This is a genomic window from Streptomyces sp. NPDC102283 (genome assembly GCF_044766265.1).
GTDB lineage: Bacteria > Actinomycetota > Actinomycetes > Streptomycetales > Streptomycetaceae > Streptomyces.
This window is the reverse complement of the sequence record NZ_JBIWLQ010000007.1, coordinates 120,527-138,908: the sequence shown is the minus strand read 5'-3', so window position 1 is coordinate 138,908 and position 18,382 is coordinate 120,527. Positions and strand designations below refer to the sequence as shown.

General features: G+C 71.3%; 22 protein-coding genes. 3 read left to right on the top strand and 19 right to left on the bottom strand.

The features are described 5' to 3' along the window. Positions 1–139: 139 nt before the first annotated feature. From ACIRJT_RS16075 to ACIRJT_RS16040, 8 genes are all read right to left on the bottom strand, one after another. Positions 140–1,792: a long-chain fatty acid--CoA ligase gene (locus ACIRJT_RS16075; RefSeq protein WP_403909321.1), complete on the bottom strand. Its 1,653-nt coding sequence runs from the start codon at positions 1,790–1,792 to the stop codon at positions 140–142. Positions 1,793–1,961: 169 nt separating this feature from the next. Then, the gene (locus tag ACIRJT_RS16070) at positions 1,962–2,525 is read right to left on the bottom strand and encodes a SigE family RNA polymerase sigma factor (RefSeq protein ID WP_403909318.1); all 564 of its coding nucleotides are present in this window, start codon (positions 2,523–2,525) and stop codon (positions 1,962–1,964) included. A gap of 170 nt (positions 2,526–2,695) precedes the next feature. After that, positions 2,696–3,862, bottom strand: coding sequence for a lipid-transfer protein (locus tag ACIRJT_RS16065; protein WP_403909316.1), 1,167 nt, complete (start codon positions 3,860–3,862; stop codon positions 2,696–2,698). After that, on the bottom strand, positions 3,859–4,287 hold the full coding sequence (locus ACIRJT_RS16060; protein ID WP_403909313.1) for a MaoC family dehydratase: 429 nt from the start codon (positions 4,285–4,287) through the stop codon (positions 3,859–3,861). Before ACIRJT_RS16060 ends, ACIRJT_RS16065 begins: the two co-directional genes overlap by 4 nt. Next, a complete protein-coding gene (locus ACIRJT_RS16055; RefSeq protein WP_403909311.1) occupies positions 4,284–5,327 on the bottom strand; it encodes an acyl-CoA dehydrogenase family protein in 1,044 nt (347 codons plus the stop codon). The genes ACIRJT_RS16060 and ACIRJT_RS16055 overlap by 4 nt, the downstream gene beginning before the upstream one ends. A gap of 1 nt (position 5,328) precedes the next feature. Continuing rightward, entirely contained in the window at positions 5,329–6,405 is a 1,077-nt protein-coding gene (locus ACIRJT_RS16050) for a bifunctional MaoC family dehydratase N-terminal/OB-fold nucleic acid binding domain-containing protein (protein ID WP_403909308.1), read from the bottom strand. Continuing rightward, the gene (locus tag ACIRJT_RS16045; protein ID WP_403909305.1) at positions 6,402–7,607 is read right to left on the bottom strand and encodes an acyl-CoA dehydrogenase family protein; all 1,206 of its coding nucleotides are present in this window, start codon (positions 7,605–7,607) and stop codon (positions 6,402–6,404) included. The genes ACIRJT_RS16050 and ACIRJT_RS16045 overlap by 4 nt, the downstream gene beginning before the upstream one ends. Before the next feature lie 256 nt (positions 7,608–7,863). Next, positions 7,864–8,178 carry a hypothetical protein gene (locus tag ACIRJT_RS16040; RefSeq protein ID WP_050359915.1) on the bottom strand — a complete coding sequence of 105 codons (315 nt, stop codon included), beginning with the start codon at positions 8,176–8,178 and terminating at the stop codon, positions 7,864–7,866. Between the two features lie 335 nt (positions 8,179–8,513). On the opposite strand from ACIRJT_RS16040, the gene ACIRJT_RS16035 reads away from it, so the two are divergent. Together ACIRJT_RS16035 and ACIRJT_RS16030 are read left to right on the top strand one after the other, a co-directional pair. After that, positions 8,514–9,467: a bifunctional DNA primase/polymerase gene (locus tag ACIRJT_RS16035; protein WP_403909302.1), complete on the top strand. Its 954-nt coding sequence runs from the start codon at positions 8,514–8,516 to the stop codon at positions 9,465–9,467. Positions 9,468–9,613: 146 nt separating this feature from the next. Then, on the top strand, positions 9,614–10,693 hold the full coding sequence (locus ACIRJT_RS16030) for a hypothetical protein (protein WP_403909300.1): 1,080 nt from the start codon (positions 9,614–9,616) through the stop codon (positions 10,691–10,693). Positions 10,694–10,821: 128 nt separating this feature from the next. Here the strand turns inward: ACIRJT_RS16030 and ACIRJT_RS16025 are convergent, their stop codons facing one another. Further along, entirely contained in the window at positions 10,822–11,199 is a 378-nt protein-coding gene (locus ACIRJT_RS16025) for a hypothetical protein (RefSeq protein WP_403909297.1), read from the bottom strand. Positions 11,200–11,575: 376 nt separating this feature from the next. On the opposite strand from ACIRJT_RS16025, the gene ACIRJT_RS16020 reads away from it, so the two are divergent. Then, a complete protein-coding gene (locus ACIRJT_RS16020; RefSeq protein ID WP_403909294.1) occupies positions 11,576–12,238 on the top strand; it encodes a hypothetical protein in 663 nt (220 codons plus the stop codon). A 75-nt stretch (positions 12,239–12,313) separates the two neighbouring features. Here ACIRJT_RS16020 and ACIRJT_RS16015 read toward each other — a convergent pair whose 3' ends face one another. From ACIRJT_RS16015 to ACIRJT_RS15970, 10 genes are all read right to left on the bottom strand, one after another. Further along, positions 12,314–13,456 carry a tyrosine-type recombinase/integrase gene (locus ACIRJT_RS16015; protein WP_403909291.1) on the bottom strand — a complete coding sequence of 381 codons (1,143 nt, stop codon included), beginning with the start codon at positions 13,454–13,456 and terminating at the stop codon, positions 12,314–12,316. Next, positions 13,456–13,677: a helix-turn-helix domain-containing protein gene (locus tag ACIRJT_RS16010; RefSeq protein ID WP_403909288.1), complete on the bottom strand. Its 222-nt coding sequence runs from the start codon at positions 13,675–13,677 to the stop codon at positions 13,456–13,458. Before ACIRJT_RS16010 ends, ACIRJT_RS16015 begins: the two co-directional genes overlap by 1 nt. Before the next feature lie 2 nt (positions 13,678–13,679). Further along, entirely contained in the window at positions 13,680–15,095 is a 1,416-nt protein-coding gene (gene repSA, locus ACIRJT_RS16005) for a replication initiator protein RepSA (protein WP_403909285.1), read from the bottom strand. Positions 15,096–15,186: 91 nt separating this feature from the next. Beyond that, positions 15,187–15,501 (bottom strand): SpdD-like protein, encoded by a 315-nt coding sequence (locus ACIRJT_RS16000; protein ID WP_403909282.1) that lies wholly within the window; start codon positions 15,499–15,501, stop codon positions 15,187–15,189. Between the two features lie 27 nt (positions 15,502–15,528). Beyond that, positions 15,529–15,684 (bottom strand): hypothetical protein, encoded by a 156-nt coding sequence (locus ACIRJT_RS15995; protein ID WP_010060553.1) that lies wholly within the window; start codon positions 15,682–15,684, stop codon positions 15,529–15,531. Positions 15,685–15,696: 12 nt separating this feature from the next. Beyond that, positions 15,697–15,888 (bottom strand): mobile element transfer protein, encoded by a 192-nt coding sequence (locus ACIRJT_RS15990; protein WP_003967784.1) that lies wholly within the window; start codon positions 15,886–15,888, stop codon positions 15,697–15,699. Between the two features lie 5 nt (positions 15,889–15,893). Next, positions 15,894–16,079 carry a hypothetical protein gene (locus ACIRJT_RS15985; RefSeq protein WP_403909279.1) on the bottom strand — a complete coding sequence of 62 codons (186 nt, stop codon included), beginning with the start codon at positions 16,077–16,079 and terminating at the stop codon, positions 15,894–15,896. A gap of 18 nt (positions 16,080–16,097) precedes the next feature. Beyond that, entirely contained in the window at positions 16,098–16,763 is a 666-nt protein-coding gene (locus ACIRJT_RS15980) for a DUF2637 domain-containing protein (RefSeq protein ID WP_403909275.1), read from the bottom strand. Next, entirely contained in the window at positions 16,763–16,948 is a 186-nt protein-coding gene (locus ACIRJT_RS15975; RefSeq protein WP_403909272.1) for a hypothetical protein, read from the bottom strand. Before ACIRJT_RS15975 ends, ACIRJT_RS15980 begins: the two co-directional genes overlap by 1 nt. Before the next feature lie 80 nt (positions 16,949–17,028). Further along, positions 17,029–18,381: an FtsK/SpoIIIE domain-containing protein gene (locus ACIRJT_RS15970; protein WP_403909269.1), complete on the bottom strand. Its 1,353-nt coding sequence runs from the start codon at positions 18,379–18,381 to the stop codon at positions 17,029–17,031. Between the last annotated feature and the right edge of the window lies 1 nt (position 18,382).

Below are 18,382 nucleotides of genomic sequence, written 5' to 3'. Positions count from 1 at the left end.
GTGAGCGGCGGGGGGGGGGGGGGGGCCCCCCCCCCCCCCCCGGGGGGGGGGGGGGTGGGGGGGGGGGGGGGGGGGGGGGGGGGGCCCCCCCCCCCCCCCCCCGCCCTGTTTCACGTGAAACAGAAGAGGAACCGAAGCCTCAGAGCTGGGTGACGTCCAGCTCGCCCTCCGCGTACTGCTTGCGGATCACCTTCTTGTCGAACTTACCGACGCTCGTCTTCGGTACGGCGGCGATCACCGACCAGCGCTCCGGCAGCTGCCACTTGGCGATGCCCGACTCCGCGAGGAACTCCTTCAGCGCCTCGTAGTCGGTTCCGGTGACGCCCTCCTTGAGGACCACCGTCGCGAGCGGGCGCTCGCCCCACTTCTCGTCCGGCACGGCGACGACGGCCGCCTCCGCGACGTCCGGGTGCGCCATCAGCGCGTTCTCCAGCTCGACGCTGGAGATCCACTCGCCGCCCGACTTGATGACGTCCTTGGCCCGGTCGGTGAGGGTGAGGTAGCCGTCGGTGCTGATCACACCGACGTCGCCGGTCTTCAGCCAGCCGTCCTCGCTGAACTTGTCCTCGGGGCGCAGGTGCTCGCCGTCGGCGCCACCGTAGTAGGCGGCGGCGATCCAGGGGCCCCTGACCTCCAGCTCACCGGCCGACTCGCCGTCCCACGGAAGGTGTTCGCCGCCAGGGCCGACCAGCCGCGCCTCGACCCCGGCGGGGAAGCGGCCCTGGGTGACCCGGTACGGCCACTCCTCGTCGGCGCTCAGGCCGGCGGGCGGGTGGGCCATGGTGCCGAGCGGCGAGGTCTCCGTCATGCCCCAGGCGTGGCAGAGCCGGACGCCGAGCTTGTCGTACGCCTCCATCAGCGAGGGCGGACAGGCCGCGCCGCCGATGGTCACGTTGGCCATGGAGGTGAGGTCGCGCGGGTTGGCGGTGACCTCGGCGAGCAGGCCCTGCCAGATGGTGGGAACGGCGGCGGCGTGCGTCGGGCGCTGGCTCTCGATCATGTCGGCGAGCGGGGCGGGCTGGAGGAAGCGGTCCGGCATGAGCATGTTGACGCCGCTCATGAACGTGGAGTGCGGCAGCCCCCAGGCGTTCACATGGAACTGGGGCACGACGACGAGCGTGGTGTCCTTGTCGGTCAGCCCCATCGACTCGGTCATGTTGACCTGCATCGAGTGCAGGTAGATCGAGCGGTGCGAGTAGACGACGCCCTTGGGATCGCCCGTGGTGCCGGAGGTGTAGCACATGGCCGCGGCCTGGCGTTCGTCCAGCTCCGGCCAGTCGTACGTGGTGGGGCGGCCGGCGATCAGTTCCTCGTACTCGTGCACGCGCGGCGTGACACCGGCGAGGGCGGAGCGGTCGCCGGGGCCGGACACGACGACGTGCTCGATGCTCGGCAGGTGGGGCAGCAGCGGCACGAGGAGTGGCAGCAGCGAGCCGTTGACGATCACCACCTTGTCGTCCGCGTGGTTGACGATCCAGGTGAGCTGCTCGGGCGGCAGCCGGAGGTTGAGGGTGTGGAGCACCGCGCCCATGGAGGGAATGGCGAGGTACGCCTCGACGTGGGCGGAGTTGTTCCACATGAGCGTCGCGACCCTCTGGTCGCCGTCGACGCCCAGCTCGTCGCGCAGCGCGTTGGCCAGCCGGGTGGCGCGGGCGCCGATCTCGGCGAAGGTGACACGGTGGGGTTCGGGTTCGCCGGTCCAGGTCGTGACCTGCGACTTCCCATGAATCGTCATCCCGTGGTGCAGGATGCGGGTGACAGTCAGCGGTACGTCCTGCATGGTGCTCAGCACGGCGTCCTCCCGGTAGGCGCTACGCGGCAGTAAGGTTCCGCTGATTCTGCGCACATACCAAGCGGTATGTCACTACTCGCGGGAGAATTCCTGCCGGGAACCCCTGCTGGGGCCCCTTGCTGGGGAGCAGGGTCAGGACCTCCTGAGGGAGCGTGCCGGGCCGTCCGGATCAGCGGACCGGCGTCAGCTCCGGGTCGTCGCGGAGCTTGCCGAGGGCACGGGAGACCGCGCTCTTGACCGTACCGATCGACACGCCGAGCACCTCCGCCGTCTGGGCCTCGCTCAGGTCCTCGTAATAGCGCAGGACGACCATCGCGCGCTGGCGGTCCGGGAGCTTGAGCACCGCGCGCCACATCGCGTCGTGCAACGACTGCTGCTCGGCCGGGTCGGGCGCAGGAAAGGCCTCCCGCTCGGGCAGTTCCTCGCACGCGAACTCGTCGACCTTGCGCTTGCGCCACTGCGAGGTGCGGGTGTTGAGCAGCGCCCGCCGGACGTAGCCGTCCAGCGCCCGGTGATCCTCGATCCGCTCCCAGGCGACGTACGTCTTGGCGAGCGCGGTCTGCAGCAGGTCCTCCGCGTCGCACGGGTTCGCGGTGAGCGAGCGCGCGGTGCGCAGCAGGACCGGCCCCCGGGCCCGTACGTACGAGGAGAACGACGCGTAGGGCGCGTGGGGGTGGCCGGCGGTGGTGGCAGAGGCCGCCCTGGAGGCGCCCGTGCAGACTGGCGTGGTCATGTACTCAACGCTAGGAGCGGGCACCGCCGAGGGGATCGCCCCCAGGTCCCGAAGCCTCGTCCGCCTCAGGTTGTAGGGGGTGCGTACCCTGCACCTCCTGAAGGTGGACGGGCCTCCGCCCGGCCGTAGGGGTCCACCCCCGAGAGCGCCCGGGGGCGAGGCCTCGCCGCTCAGTCGTCCACGCCGATGACCAGGCCCGACGTCGGGACGCCCGTACCGGCCGTGACCAGCGACCTCGCCGCCCCGGCCACCTGGTTCACCGAAGTCCCCCGGATCTGCCGGACGGCCTCCGCGATGCCGTTCATCCCATGGAGGTACGCCTCCCCCAGCTGGCCCCCATGGGTGTTCAGGGGCAGCGCGTCCGCGGCGACGAACGCCCCGGCCTCCCCGGGTCCGCAGAAGCCGAACTCCTCTAGCTGCATCAGGACGAACGGGGTGAAGTGGTCGTAGAGGATGCCCACGTCGATGTCGGCCGGCGACAGTCCGGAGCTGCGCCAGAGCTGCCGGGCTACCACGGCGGTCTCCGGCAGGCCCGTCAGCCCGTCCCGGTAGAAGCTCGTCATCTGCTCCTGCGACCGGCCCGCGCCCTGGGCCGCCGCGACGACGACGGCGGGCGGTCGGGGCAGGTCGCGGGCGCGCTCCACGCTGGTGACGACCAGGGCCTGGCCGCCGTCCGTCTCCTGGCAGCAGTCCAGCAGCCGCAGCGGCTCCACGATCCAGCGGGACGCGGCGTGGTCGGCGAGCGTGATCGGCTTCCCGTGGAAGTACGCCGCCGGGTTCCGCGCCGCGTGGCGCCGGTCGACCACCGCCACGTGCCCGAAGACCTCCGGTTCCAGGCCGTACGCGTGCAGGTAGCGCTGGGCCGCCATCGCCACCCAGGAAGCCGGGGTGAGCAGCCCGTACGGCAGGTTCCAGCCGAGCGCCGTGCCCTCGGCCGTCGGCTCGCGACGCTGGACGCCGGAGCCGAAGCGACGGCCCGAGCGCTCGTTGAAGGCCCGGTAGCAGACGACGACGTCCGCGACCCCGCTCGCCACCGCCAGGGCGGCCTGCTGCACGGTGGCACAGGCCGCGCCACCGCCGTAGTGGATCCGGGAGAAGAACGACAGCTCGCCGATGCCGGCCGCCTGGGCCACGGTGATCTCGGGGCTGGTGTCCATGGTGAAGGTGACGAGCCCGTCCACGTCCGCTGGGGTGAGACCCGCGTCGTCGAGGGCGGCGCGGACGGCCTCGACGGCCAGCTTCAGCTCGCTGCGGCCGGAGTCCTTGGAGAACTCGGTGGCCCCGATGCCGACGATCGCGGCCTTCCCGCCGAGCGAGTCGGCCCTGCGGATGCTCATGCTCCGGCCCCTTCGTCGCTCGGGGACGGGAGGGCCACGGTGACCGTGCCGGTGACGTGGCGGCCGATGCCGTTGTCGCCGGTGACGGCGATCGTCGCGAGTACGGGCTCCGCACCGGTCAGCTCCGTGAGGCGTCCGGTCAACCGCATCACGTCTCCCGGGTGGTTGGGGGCGCCGAGGCGGATCGCGACCTTGCGGAGGACGGCGTTCGGCCCGAAGTGGTCGGTGACGTAGCGGCCGACGAGCCCGTTGGTGGTGAGGATGTTCATGAAGATGTCGGGGGAGCCCTTCTCCCTGGCCAGGTCCGCGTCGTGGTGCACGTCCTGGTAGTCGCGCGAGGCGATGGCCCCGGCGACGATCAGGGTCCGGGTCAGGGGGATGTCCAGGGGCGGCAGCTCGTCGCCGACGCGGTACGTGGGCGTCACGACGTGTCCTCCTGACGGTCGGCAGCCAACAACAGGCCCAGTTCCTCCAGGACTTCGCTGCCGCAGCCGAGATACGCGTCGAGCTGACGGCCCCAGAGGAAGTGCCGGTGGACCGGGTGGTCGAGGTCGGCGCCGGTGCCGCCGTGCAGATGCTGGCCCGCGTGGACGACCCGCTTGCCCGCCTCCGAGGCCCACCAGGCGGCGGTCAGCGCCGCTGCCCCGTACTCCCGTCCGTCGTCCCGCCGCCAGGCCGCCTCGTACGCGGTGACCCGGATCGCCTCGGTGTCCATGTGGGCGTCGGCGGCGCGGAGCAGGACTCCCTGGTTGGTGGAGAGCGGACGCCCGAACTGCTCACGGGTGACGGTGTGATGGACCGCTCGGGCCAGTGAGCCCGCGCACACCCCGGCCTGAAGTCCGGCGAACGCGGTACGGGCCGTGGCGAGGACGGCCGCGTACGTCTCCGGCCCACCCCCCAGACGCTCCCCGCGTACGCCGTCGAGAACCAGCCGTCCCGCCGACCAGGGCGCGGTCGTCTCCACCGGCACCACGGCCAGGTTCGGCGCGTCGGCCCCGACGATCCACAGGGCCCGGTCGGCGTCCGCCACCAGCACCTGGGTGGCGTCGCGCAGCCAGGGCGCCCAGGGCACGACCCCGTACAGAGCGCCGCCCGAGGTGTGTACGCCGCCCCGCGCCGGGAAGGCGCCCGTCGCCACCGCCGTACCGTCGCGCAGACCGGGGAGCAGGCGCTCGCGCTGCTCCGGCGTCCCGTGCTCGGCGACCGCGAGCAGCCCGTACACACAGGTGGCCGCCAACGGGACCTGGGCGGTGGTCCGGCCCTGTTCCTCCAGGAGCAGGACGAGGCCGAGCAGACCGATGTCCTCGACCGCGCCCGGCAGCCCCGCCGCGCACAACTCCTTCCACAGCTCCGCGTCCGTGCCCGTGCCTGCCGCCGTCAGCCGCTCGTGCGTGGACAGGTCGTCGAAGATGCGCGCGGCCAGTCCCTGCGCGGCGGACTGCTCCTCGCTCGGGGTGAACTCCATCTCAACCGCCTTCGCTCGCCCGGAAGACCGGTAGTTCCAGGTCGGGGTCCGTGACGAGGAACTCCAGGTGTACGGGCATGCCGACGCGGACCTTGTCGTACGGCACACCGATCACGTTGCTGACGATGCGGACGCCCTCGGCCAGCTCGATCAGCGCGACGGCGTACGGTCCGCCCTCGCCGGACGGGCTGAAGGCGGGAAACGGCGGGTGATGCATCACGACATGGCTGAAGACCGTTCCCTCCCCGCCCGCCTCGACCGTGTCCCACTCCGCGCCGCCGCAGGCGTTGCAGCCGGGCAGCCAGGGGAGGCGCAGGGTCGCGCAGTCGGTGCAGCGCTGGACGAGGAGCCGGTGTTCGGCGACTCCGGCCCAGAATCCGGCGTTGTCGCGATTGATCACGGGCCGGGGGCGCAGAGGAGGGTCAGCAGGCTTCTCCCGCTGTGCGGGGCGGTACTTGAGGATGCGGAAGCGGTGCGTTCCGGCGGGTTCGCCTTCGGCGCGGACGTCCGTGCGGGTGGTGACGAAATAGCCGGTGCCGAGCTTGGTCGTCTTGCGCCGGGAGACGGTCTCGATGACCGTGTCGAAGGTGATCCGGTCGCCGGGGCGCAACGGCCGCGCGTACTCCTGCTCGCAGTCGGTCGCGACGACGGAGGTGTAGCCGCCGCCGTCGAGCAGGGCGAACATCTCGTCGTACGCCGCGGAGCGCCCCGTGCCGTCCTTGCGCCCGGAGAGCCCGCCCATCGTCCACGCCTGGAGCATCGTGGGCGGGGCGACGGCGCCCGGGCCCCGGTAGGCGGCCGAGGTGTCGCCCATCGCCTCGCACCAGTGCCGGATCATGGGCTCGTTGACCGGGTCCTTGCCCCTCCCCCCGGTGGCGGCGGCGCGGCCTTCGTAGGCGGCGAGCTGCTCGTACAGCTGATCCCGACCGTCGGGCTCGCGGCTGCCGTCAGGCCCCTTGCCGTCGGGCTCGCGGCCGCCGTCAGGCCCCTTGCCGTCAGGCAGCCGGCGGCCGTCGCGCTCCCCGCGGCCCGGCTCACGGCTGGGCTCACCCTCCCGCTCACCCTCCCGCTCGCTCATCGCTTGCTCCGGGTCATCCCGAGCCGGGTCGTCGCGACGATCTCTCGCTGCACCTCGCCGACGCCGCCCCCGAAGGTGTTGATCTGCGCCGCGCGGTTCATCCGCTCCAGCTCACCGCCGGGCCCGAAGCAGCCGGGAGAACCGCCCCGGAGCAGGGCGGCGTCGCCGACGGCCTCCTGGCACATCCGGTAGACCTCGACGGCGCTCTCGGTGCCCGCGAACTTCACTCCGCTCGCCTCTCCGGGGGCGGGCGCTCCGGCGCCGACCGCGTCGACCAGCCGCCAGTTCAGCAGGCGCGTCGCCGCAAGGCGGGCGTACGCCTCCGCGAGCCGGGCGCGCACCCATGGCTCGTCGATCCGGCGCCTCCCGGTCACGGGGTCGGAGGTACGGGCGTGGGCCAGGGACTGCTCGAAGAAGTCCTCGGCCTGCATGCCGATCGCGGCCAGGGCGACGCGTTCGTGGTTGAGCTGGCTGGTGATCAGCCGCCAGCCCTGGTTCTCCGCGCCGACGAGGTTCGTGGCCGGGACGCGTACGCCGTCGTAGTAGGTGGCGGTGGTGGTGACCCCGCCCACCGTCCGGATCGGCGTCCAGGAGAAGCCGGGGCAGTCCGTGGGCACCAGGATGATCGAGATGCCGCGGTGCTTGGGGGCCTCGGGATCCGTACGGCAGGCGAGCCAGATCCAGTCCGCCTGCTGGGCGTTGCTGGTGAAGATTTTCTGGCCGTCGATGACCCAGTCGTCGCCGTCCCGCACGGCGCGGGTCCGCAACGCCGCCAGGTCCGTACCGGCCTCGGGCTCGCTGTAGCCGATCGCGAAGACGAGGTCGCCGCCGAGGATGCGGGGCAGGAAGTAATCCTTCTGCTCCTCGGTCCCGTAGGCCATCAAGGTCGGGCCGACGGTGTTGAGCGTGACCATGGAGACCGGGGCGCCGGCCCGGTACGCCTCGTCGAAGAAGACGAACTGCTCGTCGGGGCCCCGGCCCCGGCCGCCGTACTCCTCGGGCCAGCCGAGGCCGAGCAGGCCGTCGGCGGCGATCCGGCGGAGCAACCGGCGCTGTTCGCCCGCGTCCGGCCCGGTGTCCCCGCCGCCCCCGCCCTTCTCCGCGCCCGTATCTCCGCCTGCCGCATCGGGCATCAGCGCGCGGAAATACGAACGGAGTTCGGCGCGGAGTCGCTGCTGGCGTTCCGTAGGAGCGAGATGCACGGAGGGGCCTCCAGAGCTGCGGATACGGAGAAGCTGGAACGCCGCTCCCGTCCGGCGACCGGCGTATCCGGCGACCGACTCACCCGGCGACCGGCGGTCCACGTTCCGACACATCTGACTGTCCGTCAGATACTGATCCCTGTCAAGACGGCGGCAGCCCGCGCGAGGACACCGAAGTGCGCTCGCGCGGGCTGCCGTTCGACCTGTCGGAACCCACCCCCCGGGAGGTCCCGACGGCCGTGTCACCCGAGGGCGATCACCAGAAGATGGGCGTGAAGTTCACCGCGACACTGTGGTCGGACTGGTCGATCGGCACGAAGGCCGAGTCGTTCACCTGGGCGGACGTGTTCTGGTTCGACGCACCGGCCCCGACCGCCTGCTGCTGGGTGGTGGACGAGTTGCCGGTGTTGATGCCGCCGACGCCGCTGCCGCCGACCGTCGCCACAGCCGCGTTCGATCCGTCGTTCGCGAAGGAGCCGTTGTCCGCCATGGCCACCCCGCCGCAGAGCGCGACGGTCAGGGGCAGGGCAGCGACAGCGGCGAGGGCACGAGCGGTACGGATACTTGCCATGTCATTTCCTCCAGGAAACGGAATTGCGGCTTCATATTCGGCTGGTCCCGGGGGAGTTGGCCGACCACCCCGGTGCTGTTCACAACGTCGCGAGACCAGAGTTGCCCAGCGCGCCCCCGGCGAACCCCTCACCGCCTCCCGATTCCCTCTCACGTATGACGAAGAGCGGATAAACCTCCCGAGTCGCGCGAAAGTCCAGGTCAGCCCGGTGGTCACGGTGACCCGCCGGCGCGCCCGAGGAGAAGCGTTCCGGCACCCGCCCCTCCCGCACGCCTCCACCCCACCCCAGACCTCCCCCTCTTCCCTTCCTCGAACATCTGTACGAAAATAGCGCCATGGCCACCATCGACCGGCAGACCCCCACCCTGGCCCTCGCCCACGCCCTCGCCGCCGCCGGGCGCGGGCTCCCCGTCTTCCCCCTGTCCGCGACCAAGCTCCCCGCCCTGCGCTCCCCTCACCGCGGCGAGCAGCGCCCGGCGCACTGCCGGGGGGAGTGCGGGCTGCCGGGACACGGGGTGCACGACGCCACCACCGACCCCGCGGCCGTCCGCGCCCTCTTCGCCGCCGCGCCCCGGGCCGCCGGCTACGGCATCGCCTGCGGACGGGCCCCGCACCGCCTCATCGGCATCGACCTGGACGTCGACCCCGCGTACGGCAGCGACGCGGCGGGCGCGCTGCGGCAGCTGGCCCTCCAGCACCTGTTCACCATCCCGCCGACGGTCACGGTGCTCACCCCGAGCGGCGGCCGCCACCTCTGGCTGACCGGCCCCGCCGACGCCACGGTCCCCAACTCCGCCGGCCGCCTCGCCCCGGGCATCGACATCCGCGGCAGCGGCGGCTATCTGGTCGGCCCCGGCTCGGTCACCGCCCACGGCCGCTATCGCCTGGCCCCCGGCACCGCCCACCTCACCCCGGCCCCCTGCCCCCGCGCCCTGCTCCGCCTCCTGACCCCACCGCCCGGCCGCGCCGCCCGCTCGCGAACGGGCTCGGGCACCCCGTCCGGACCGGCCACCGGCACGGGCTCGGCCCCCGGCGCACCGGCGACCGCGGCCCGTCGCGGGGAGGGCCTGATCCAGTTCGTGCTGGCCGCCCACGAGGGCCAGCGCAACACCCGTCTGTTCTGGGCGGCCTGCCGCGCCTACGAGCACGGCTTCGGCGACGCCCTGGCCGACGGCCTCACCGCCGCCGCCGTCCGCACCGGACTGCCGGAACACGAGGCCCGCGCCGCGATCGCCTCGGCGGCACGGCTGACCTCGGGGCGGGGCGAGCAACACGACGGCGCGGCCTGACGGGATGTCGGCGAGAGAGGGGCCGACGACTCCCCACCGCCGTGGCCCGCGGCACCCGGCCACTGCCGAATCCCGGCAGGAAGCAGCATCAGGACATGCAGGCATCACCCATGTCGCTTCCGCTCCCACCGGCACAGAATGCGGAGGTGATCCCGACACCGAGCCATGAGGCCGCCCCTGCCCTCCGTGGGCCGATACGCCCCTACCTGGCAGCGGGCATCCTGCTCTCCCTGGTGGCGGCCTGGCTGCTGCTCCTCACCACGCCGGACGCCCGCGACGACGAGCGCGCTTTCACCGCGGCGCCCGCGTGCACGGCCCCCGGCGGAAGTGGTTCCGACTGTCTGTGGACGGTCACCGCGGTGCTCGACCGCACCGAGAGGGAGACCGGGCGCAAGACCTCGTCGTACTGGCTGTACCTGACCGAAGCCGGCGGAACGTCCACGCGCACCATGATCGAAAGCAACCTGGAACGGCTTCCGGCCGCCCGTCCGGGAGCGACGATCGAGGTCACGTACTGGCAGGACCAGATCCGGTACGTCGACCTCGGGCCGGACCGCCGCTACACGAACGCGGACCCGCGCGAGTCCTTCCGGTTGCCCCTCACCATCGGTCTGCTCCTCGGCGTCTTCGGGGCGATGTTCCTGACGGCCGCGGCCGCGACAGCCTGGAGCAGCAGGCGGTCGCCCCTGGCGTACCCCTGGCAGGTCGGCCTGACGATCACCGGGGGCACGTTCCTGACTCTGTTCGGCGCGACGGCTGCCTGGGCCGGCGACAACATCGGCGACGCCTTGCAACTGACGGGCGTGGCCGGCGTCGTGGTCCTGGTGCTCTGCGCCCTGGCCGCCCCGTTCCTGCACCGGCGCCATCGCGGCGACGACACCATCGCACTGCACCCGTCCGTGCTGACCGAGGAGGCGTGCTTCCCCGGCCTGATCATGGGCGAAGTCCCGTACGCGAACCACGCCGGTTACCTGGTCGCGGGCCCCGGCGTCCTGGCCACGACTCCCGACCCCACGGGCGCCTTCCACCGCAAGGCCACCCCGCGCACCCTGACCCCGCTCCGCGTCCGCCCGCCCTACCTGACGGACCCCAGGGGCCGCCCCGACTACGACGGCCGGACGGTGGTCGTGGAGTGCGAGGACAACGGCGTACCGGTCCTCGTCGTCACGCACAAGAAGGACGCACCCGCCGTCCTCGGCGCGCTCGAACCGGTCCCGGCGGAGTGAGACCGCTCGGGCCGACCCCGGCAGAGCGAGACCACTCGCACCCACCCTGAGGAGGGGCACCACTCGGGCCGCTCCCGGCGGCGTGGCCGGACCGGGTCACGCTCGCCCCGGCCGCCCGCCCTACGCGTTCACCGGACCGCCCCCACCCGGCGCAGCTCGGCGTCGTACCGATCGGCGTCGAAGTGGAACTCCAGCGGGGCGTCCTCCTTGTACGGGACCGTCCAGTCGGACCACTGCACGATGCCCCCGAGACGCTGAACCACCACGGTCAGAAACCCGCAGCACCCTCCCGAACACTCCGGCTCCCCCAACTCCACCCGCCGAGCCTCGCCGGTCGCCCACAACAGACCGGGGCCGCCGGCCGGCAGCACATCGGCAACGAGCGGCCCCCGCCCTCCTTCACCGACCGCACCGGCCACCACGTCCTCGCCGTTGACCAGGATCCGCAGACTGGGCGGGAACCGTCGCCCTCGCGGCAGCACACCGATCTCCAGATCATCGAACATCCGACGACGCTACGGTCAACCGCCCCCGGGATGCACCCCCTTTGGTGCCCGACGAACGACGCGCACGCGAGAGGCCCCCGACCGAATGTCCTGGTCGGGGGCCCTCTCGCCTGCGGTGGGTGTGGGATTTGAACCCACGGTGACATCGCTGCCACGACGGTTTTCAAGACCTTTCGGGGATCAGGTGACGTACCAGCTTCAGTGCAGGTCAGGCGCAGGAAACCGTCTCGCCGCAGCCTTCGCCGCGCTTACCGTGCCCGCTACGTGCCCCTGGGGTGGCCTCACCCCCCTGTCACCGTCTCAAATGCCCTCAGCCCATCCTGACCGGTGAGGCAGAATCGCGGACAACTGGACGGGCGATGACAGGGGTGGGGACGTGTTGCGTTTTGGCTGGCGCAGCCAACGTAAGGGCATACCGAAGGAACCAGCACTACTAGCTGCGGCTGCTGAGAACCCCGGTGGCAGCGTCGCCGAGATCGACCCGGCGTATATCGACGACCCGAACGGCTACGTGCCCCCGGAGGCGATCCGTGGCGCTTGGCTGGTGGACAGCAGCGGCAAACTGACAGGTGAGTACCAGGAGAATCCCCGCCACGGGGCGCCGCAAGACGACTTCAGCAAGCTCACCGAGCCTGATCACTGGCTTGGCTGGCTAGGCGATAACCCCGCGGCCGCCGTCCGGGAGGGCATCGAAGAGTCCTTGCGGGCCCAGGTGGCTGACGCAGTGGTCGAGTGGGTCAAGATCCTTGAGACACCACGGTTCCTGACGGCCGGGCGTCAGCCTTCCGAAAACGACCAGGTCATGTTGGTCACCCGCGCGGCACTCGCCGCGCCGTTTGCGTTGTCCGTGCGTACGACGCAGCACGGGCGTTCCGTCCTGCTGGGAGTGTTCTCCTGGGCGGCGGTCAACCTCTCACCGCCCGGAGTACGCAAGGACCGGCACTGGTTCGACCTGGGCGTCGAGCTGGAGTGGGCCGGTGAACAGCTTCAGGGGCGGATCTACGAGATTGACGGTGAGAACCGCACCACCGAGCAGTAGAGCGACATTCGGACGCCGTACAGCGCGTTGCCCCTGGCCATGTTCTCGGCCAGGGGCGACAGGATTTACAGGGCCTCACAGAGGCTTGTGCTCCTTGTTCGGCCCATCCTCTTCCTGCCCTTCGAGCCACGTGTCAGCCGCTTCGGCAACCTGATCGTCTCGACCGGCGACCGGCCGGGCATAGTGCCGGGTAGTGACGCTCGCGTTCGAGTGGCCGAGCCGATGGGCGGCGGTCATGACGCCGTAGCGGTCGGCGACCCACGTGCCGTGCGAGGCACGCAGGTCGTGCGGCGTGACGTCGGTGAGACCGGCCGCCGCCACGGCGGGATCGAAGTACGCCTTGCGCCACTGGTTGTAGCGCAGAGGCTTGCCGCCGGGCGTGACGAAGAGGAGAGCGTCCTCCTCGCCGGGCAGCGTCTCCAGGTGCCGGCCGATCCGCGCCGCGAGTGACGGCCCGATCCGCAGGACCCGCTTCTGATGGGACTTGGGAGTGTCGAAGACGAGGGTGCCGTTCGCTTCGGCCAGGTTCTCATCGACGAGGACCAGGCCGCCCGACACATCGATGTCCGCTCGCCGCAGCGCGAACGCCTCTCCGACCCGCAGACCCGCGTAGGCGAGCAAGGAGATCAGCAGGTCATGCGGTTTCGTCGCGCTCCGCACGATCCGTGAGGCTTCCAGCGGGGTGAGGATGTGCGGCTCGGTCTGCGGCATGCGAGGCAGCTTCACGCCCCTGCACGGGGTCTGCCCGATCATCTCGTTGTCGACGGCCGCCCGCATGATCTGCGAGAGCACCCGGTAGGCCTGCCTGATCCGCGATGCGCTGAGACCACGGGTCTTCATCGCGCCGACCCATTCCACGATGGCGATCGGCCGAAGGCTGGACAGCTCACGATCACCGAGCGCCGGAACAATCAGTGAGTTGATCAGGGACCGATACGACGCCTGTGTCTTGTGCTTGAGCTGCGGGGAGACCGCGGTGAGCCACCGTGCCGACCAATCGCGGACGGTGGTCCGTCCCTCGGCGGGGTCGAGCCAGCGGCCCTCCTCCATCTCGATTCGCTTCCGTGCCAGCCAGCGATCGGCGTCCGTCGTTGTCGCGAACGTCTGATCAGCGGCGCGCAGCACGCCGTCAGGCCCCGGATACCGAGCCTGGAACCGGCCGGACGGCAGCTTCCGGATCCGGCCGAAGGCTCGTCGGGACTTACGCTTGGCGGCCATCAGGCGGCCCTCCGGTACGAGTACGCCGAGACGGGCCGCAGGACGATCGGCGCCACCGTGTGGGCACTGACGTACTCCTCCACGGCGCTCTCGGGGATGCGGACGTGCCGACCGACCTTGACGAACGTGATGCGGCGTTCCTCGATGAGCCGACGGGGGAAGCGGAGACCGGTGCCGAGGCGTTCGGCGACCTGATTCACGGTGAGCAGTCGGTCCGCCACGGTCACCACTCCCCCTCGTTGGCAGAGCGCTCCTTCAGTGCGTCGCGGGCAGTCTCGCGGTTGGTCTGAAGGTCACGGGCAATGGTGGCGGCGAGAGCTCCTTCGCCGGGGGTGTGCCCGTGGCCGACGTACTGCCAGTCCGTCAGGACGAGGACGGTGTCCGGTTCACGGTCGGCCAGGCCGAGGACCGTCGCTTCCTGCGTAGCGCGGTAGTGGGCGCGTTCCTGGCGGAGGGCGCCGAGGGTGGTCGAGTAGGTGCGGGACTTGGACGAGAAGTGGCCGCGAAAGCCGAGCATGTGGGCCCAGGCCCAGAGGCGCCGGTCCGGGTAGAGACTGTCGAGCTCACGGCATGCGGTGATGAGTCGGCGGGTGTGATCGGGAACGCGATGGCGGTCGAGTTCGGCGAGTTCACCGATACGGCGGTCCAGGGTGCCGGTGTTCTCGGCGGCTTTGGTGGCGTACTTGGCCACGTACGAGGCGACGGCCTGTTCGGTGACATCTGAACCGTCGCCGAAGGCCTTGACCGGGCGGACGTCGAGCTGTCGGCCCCATCGAAAGGTCCGGGACGGCTGTTCACCGGCAGCCGGGACGGAGACCGACGTGTACGAGTGCGCGGCTGCGGCGCGTATCGCGTCGGTGAGGAGATCGACCGTGGCCCAAGAGGGCGGCGGAGTACAAGGTCCCTCCGGGCCGTCGAGACGTACGACGGCATGGAAGTGGAGGGCTCCGCGCTTCTGGAATTCGGCGACCTTGCCGAAGGAGACGCGGAGATGGTCGCCCAGCTCACGGCGTGGGATTCCTGCGTGGATGGCGAGTTCGCGGCGGAGTCGGGTGGTGAAACGCTGCCAGAGCTCCCCGGCATGGTTGTTGAAGAGCACAGCGCCCGCGTAGTCGTAGGTCTCCGGATCAAGGGCGGAGCCCAGGTCCCCGGAGTCCGAGGCGTGCGCGGTGCCGCAACGGCAGGTGCCCCGGTCGGGGCGGTTGTGGACGGGGCCGAACGAGGGTGCGGTGAGGGTGGCGAAGACGCGCGGGTGGTCGCGGACGGCGGCGGTGATGTCGCGGCGGTCGTCTCCGGCGAGGCCGGCACGAATCAGGTGGTAGGTGTCGCCCGCGTAGGTCCAGGCGCAGGAGGGGCAGCGGGAGGCACGGCGGTTGCCGCAGGCGATGCGGAGACGTCCGCCCGGCTCGTACGCGGTCGAGTAGCGGTGCAGGGTCTCGCCGGTGGTCTTGTCCTTGTGGGCTACCCAGCCGCTCAGATGGACGGGATCGGCACAGCCGCCGGTGCGGCGGATCTGGTCCTCCCAGCGGGTGTAGTCGGAGGCCGAGGCCACCCGGAGGACGTCCCCGAGGACGGTCGGGTCGAGCTGCGGGGCGGGCATGGACCGCTTCTGTTTCGAGGGTGAGGGCCGGTGGGCCATGCTGGGGGTTCCTTCCGGTTGCGAGATCGATCGGTGGGCACGGCTCCCGGGCGGCGGATGCTTGGCGGTATCGAGGCCGCCCGGGGGCCGGTCAGCGGCGTTTGGCGTCGGACGCGATCAGGGAGCGCAGGACGACCGCGCAGACCGCGACCGAGGCACTGGTGACGGCGACCGCCAGGAGCAGCGAGACCAGGACGGTGCCGACGACCAGGACGACGGCAGTACCGGCACCGACGAGCGCGACCGCAGTGCCCGGGGTGAGCTGTACGACCGGACGGGACGGCTCAGGGGCGGCGGCGGGTGCCGGGGCAGGCGTGCCCGGCGTGATGGTGGTCGGCTGGACGACGGCGGGCGGGGTGACCATGCCCGAGGGCTGCGGCATGGTCGGGATCTTGGGCTGGAACATGGGTGGTTCTCCTCTCCCGGGCGCGGGTTACTTGACGGCGGTGTCGATGACGGAGGCGAAGAGGCTGTCGGCGAGGAGGTAGCCGCCGAGGAGGAGCACGCAGATCAGCCACACCGGCGGACGGAAGAGCTTGATGCCGAGGTAGCCGACGACCAGCAGGGCGATCCAGAGGGGGACGTCCATGGACGCTGTCTCCTAACGGACGGTGCAGCGGTGGGTACGGGCGGCGAGTTGGGCGGCGGTCCGGCTGGAGTAGTCGGCGGACCAGCCGCAGCGGTCGGCAGTGCAGACGGCTGCGTGGGCGGTGCGGCCGGTGCGGTCGCGGTGGGTTCCGATCTGCACGGGGCCGATACGCATCACGGAGTGGAAGCTGTCGCGGGCGGGCATGCCGGTCAGCCCCTGTCGGTCGTCGGGTCGGTGTACTGGGTGCGGATGCTGCGGGCGGTGGACGGGTCGTCGACGCGCCGTGCGGCTTCCTCGGCGAGCAGGTGAGCGAGGAAGGGACGTCCGGCTGCGGCCATCTCACGCGCTCCGTCGAGGTAGTCGGCCACGGTCAGGTCGGCGGGATCGTGGGTCATCTCAGTTCTCCTTTGCAGTCAGCTGAGGCGGGCGGCGATGGCGTCGGCAAGGTGGGGCGGAACGCCGAGGCGGGAGCGGAGGATGTCGGAATCGATCGGTGATCCGGTGCGGGTGCGGTACTCGTCGGCCACCTTGCGGGCGTGGTCGATCAGCACGGCGGGGACGGGCGGATCCGGGGACGGGGCCGGGGGCGAGGACAGGGCCGTTGTCGCAGGGGGTTCATCGGCCGGGGATGAGGTCGGGGCGGCGTCAGGCACACGCGTTGGCCCGACGTCCTTTGTCTCCGTGAGGGCGGCTGGAGGAACCGGCTTCGGCTTCCCCGACGAGTGGGCGAGGAGAGTGCCACCGAGGAAAGCGAGTGCGGGCCATCCGGCGATGCCGAGCCGGAGCGGGGCCGGCGGGTCGGCCAGGTCGAGGAACCCGGCGGTGGCGACGTTGGCGCCGAGCGAGGCGAACAGGGCGATCAGGAACCAGCACCAGGCCAATCGGGACGGGCCCTCACTGCGCAGCCGACGCCAGGAGGCGACAAGGAGCAGGTCGACGCTGACCGGGTAGGCCCATGCCTTCCAGCCGTCCTGTCCGGCCGCGGCGGCGAGGTCGTGCAGGTGGGCGAAGGACAGAGCTCCGGCGATGACCGCCTGGATCAACACCGCGTCGATCCGAAGACCGTGCCGGGCCCCCATCAGAGGTCCTCAGCGGGGTCGGAGTCGTCCGGGAACGTGCCCGGCGGCGGCTCCGGCAGCGACAGGGCGAGGGACGGGCTGACGACGTCCACGAAGTCGAGGTCGGCGCCGGCCATGTCGGCGTAAAGGGCGAGTTGGCCGAGCAGGAGCACGGTCCGGGTGAAGTCCTCGCAGTCGGGGCACATGGCGGTTCTCCCTTCTCTGGGCATGGCAGTGGTAGGGACTCGGCGCGAAGACGGTCACGCCTACCGGGTGGGGGGAGAGATCAGGCGGTGGCCGGAGAGGCCTTCGCCGATGGCACAAGCTCGGTGGCGGTGCCGGTGGTGGGCCGGAAAGGGGCCAGCTCGGGCAGGTCCGGGGTCCTGTCGGCGTACCGGTTGCAGAGGTTCACGGCCTGGCGGAGCGAGGTGTGCGGAGCGCGGATGCGGTGCCAACCGCCGGACGCGTCTCCCGCGATGGCGAGGCCTCGCAGTTCGGCGGGAATCTGGATGGCGGCGAGGACCGCGTCCGGGGCAATGTCGCCGAAGGCCATGTTGGCGGAGGTCTCGTCGTTGAGACGGTGGGCGGTGCGGCCGGTGAGTTGGGCGCGGAGCATGGTGATGCCCTTGCCGAGTTCGGAGCCGAAGCGCTGTCCGCAGATTTCGAGGTAGATACCGGCGGCGCGGCCGAGCTGCGCGAGACGGACCAGGGCGGTGATGATGCGGTCCCGCCGCCTCTCCTCCTCCTTCGTTGCGTACAGGGCGAGTTCGGCCACCTCGTCGACCAGGACTACGACCGGGGTAGGCCGGAGCTCATCAGGCAGGTCCCAGATGTCGGCGGCGATCTCCGCGTCCGGCACATCGACGGTGATGCGCTGCTGGGTACGGATGAGGCGGTAGACGTCCGCCATCCGCGCCACAAGTGCATCAAGGAGTTCGGCAGCTGTGTCCGGGCTGTCGGCCAACGCTGAGAACCGGCGCGCCAGCGGGAAGAGTTCGACCCCTTGCTTGCAGTCGATACCGACGAGGGCAACGTCCAGTGGAGCAAGGCCGACGACCAGGTTGCGTTGGTAGACCGACTTGCCGGACTCCGTGGCGCCGAGGGTGAGGGCGTGAGGTATCGCGCGGTAGTCGCGGTAGTGCACCGACCCGTCCTCCCGAAGGGCGACCGGTACCCGCATCGCCCGGGTCTCCGTCTCAGCAGGCATCTGCACCCGCTTGAGCACGTCGTATCCGGTCATCCGCACCTCGACGACACCGGACCGCACCTCACGCGAGGTCACGCCGAACATCGAGAACGAGTGCCGAAGCCGATCCGAGGCCGCGGCGATGTCGAAGACGTCCTGCCCGGGACGGAGCTTGAGTCGGAGGACCAGGCCGGTGCGAGTCGGCCGCAGCCGCCGGATACGCGGTGGGCGGGGCTCAGGTATCGGCCGATTGGTGGCCCGAGCCAGAGATATCCGCCACCGGGCTGGCGGAACGGTCAACCCGCACGCGTCCATGACCGAGCGGTACCGGACCAAGACCCGCAGCGCGGCCAGAGTGACCCCGAAGGCCAGCCAGTACCAGGCGGGCCGCCGCCACCGCAGGAGACCTGCAGCGGCGACGACCAGCACCAGAGCGACCGTGAAGGCGGTCATG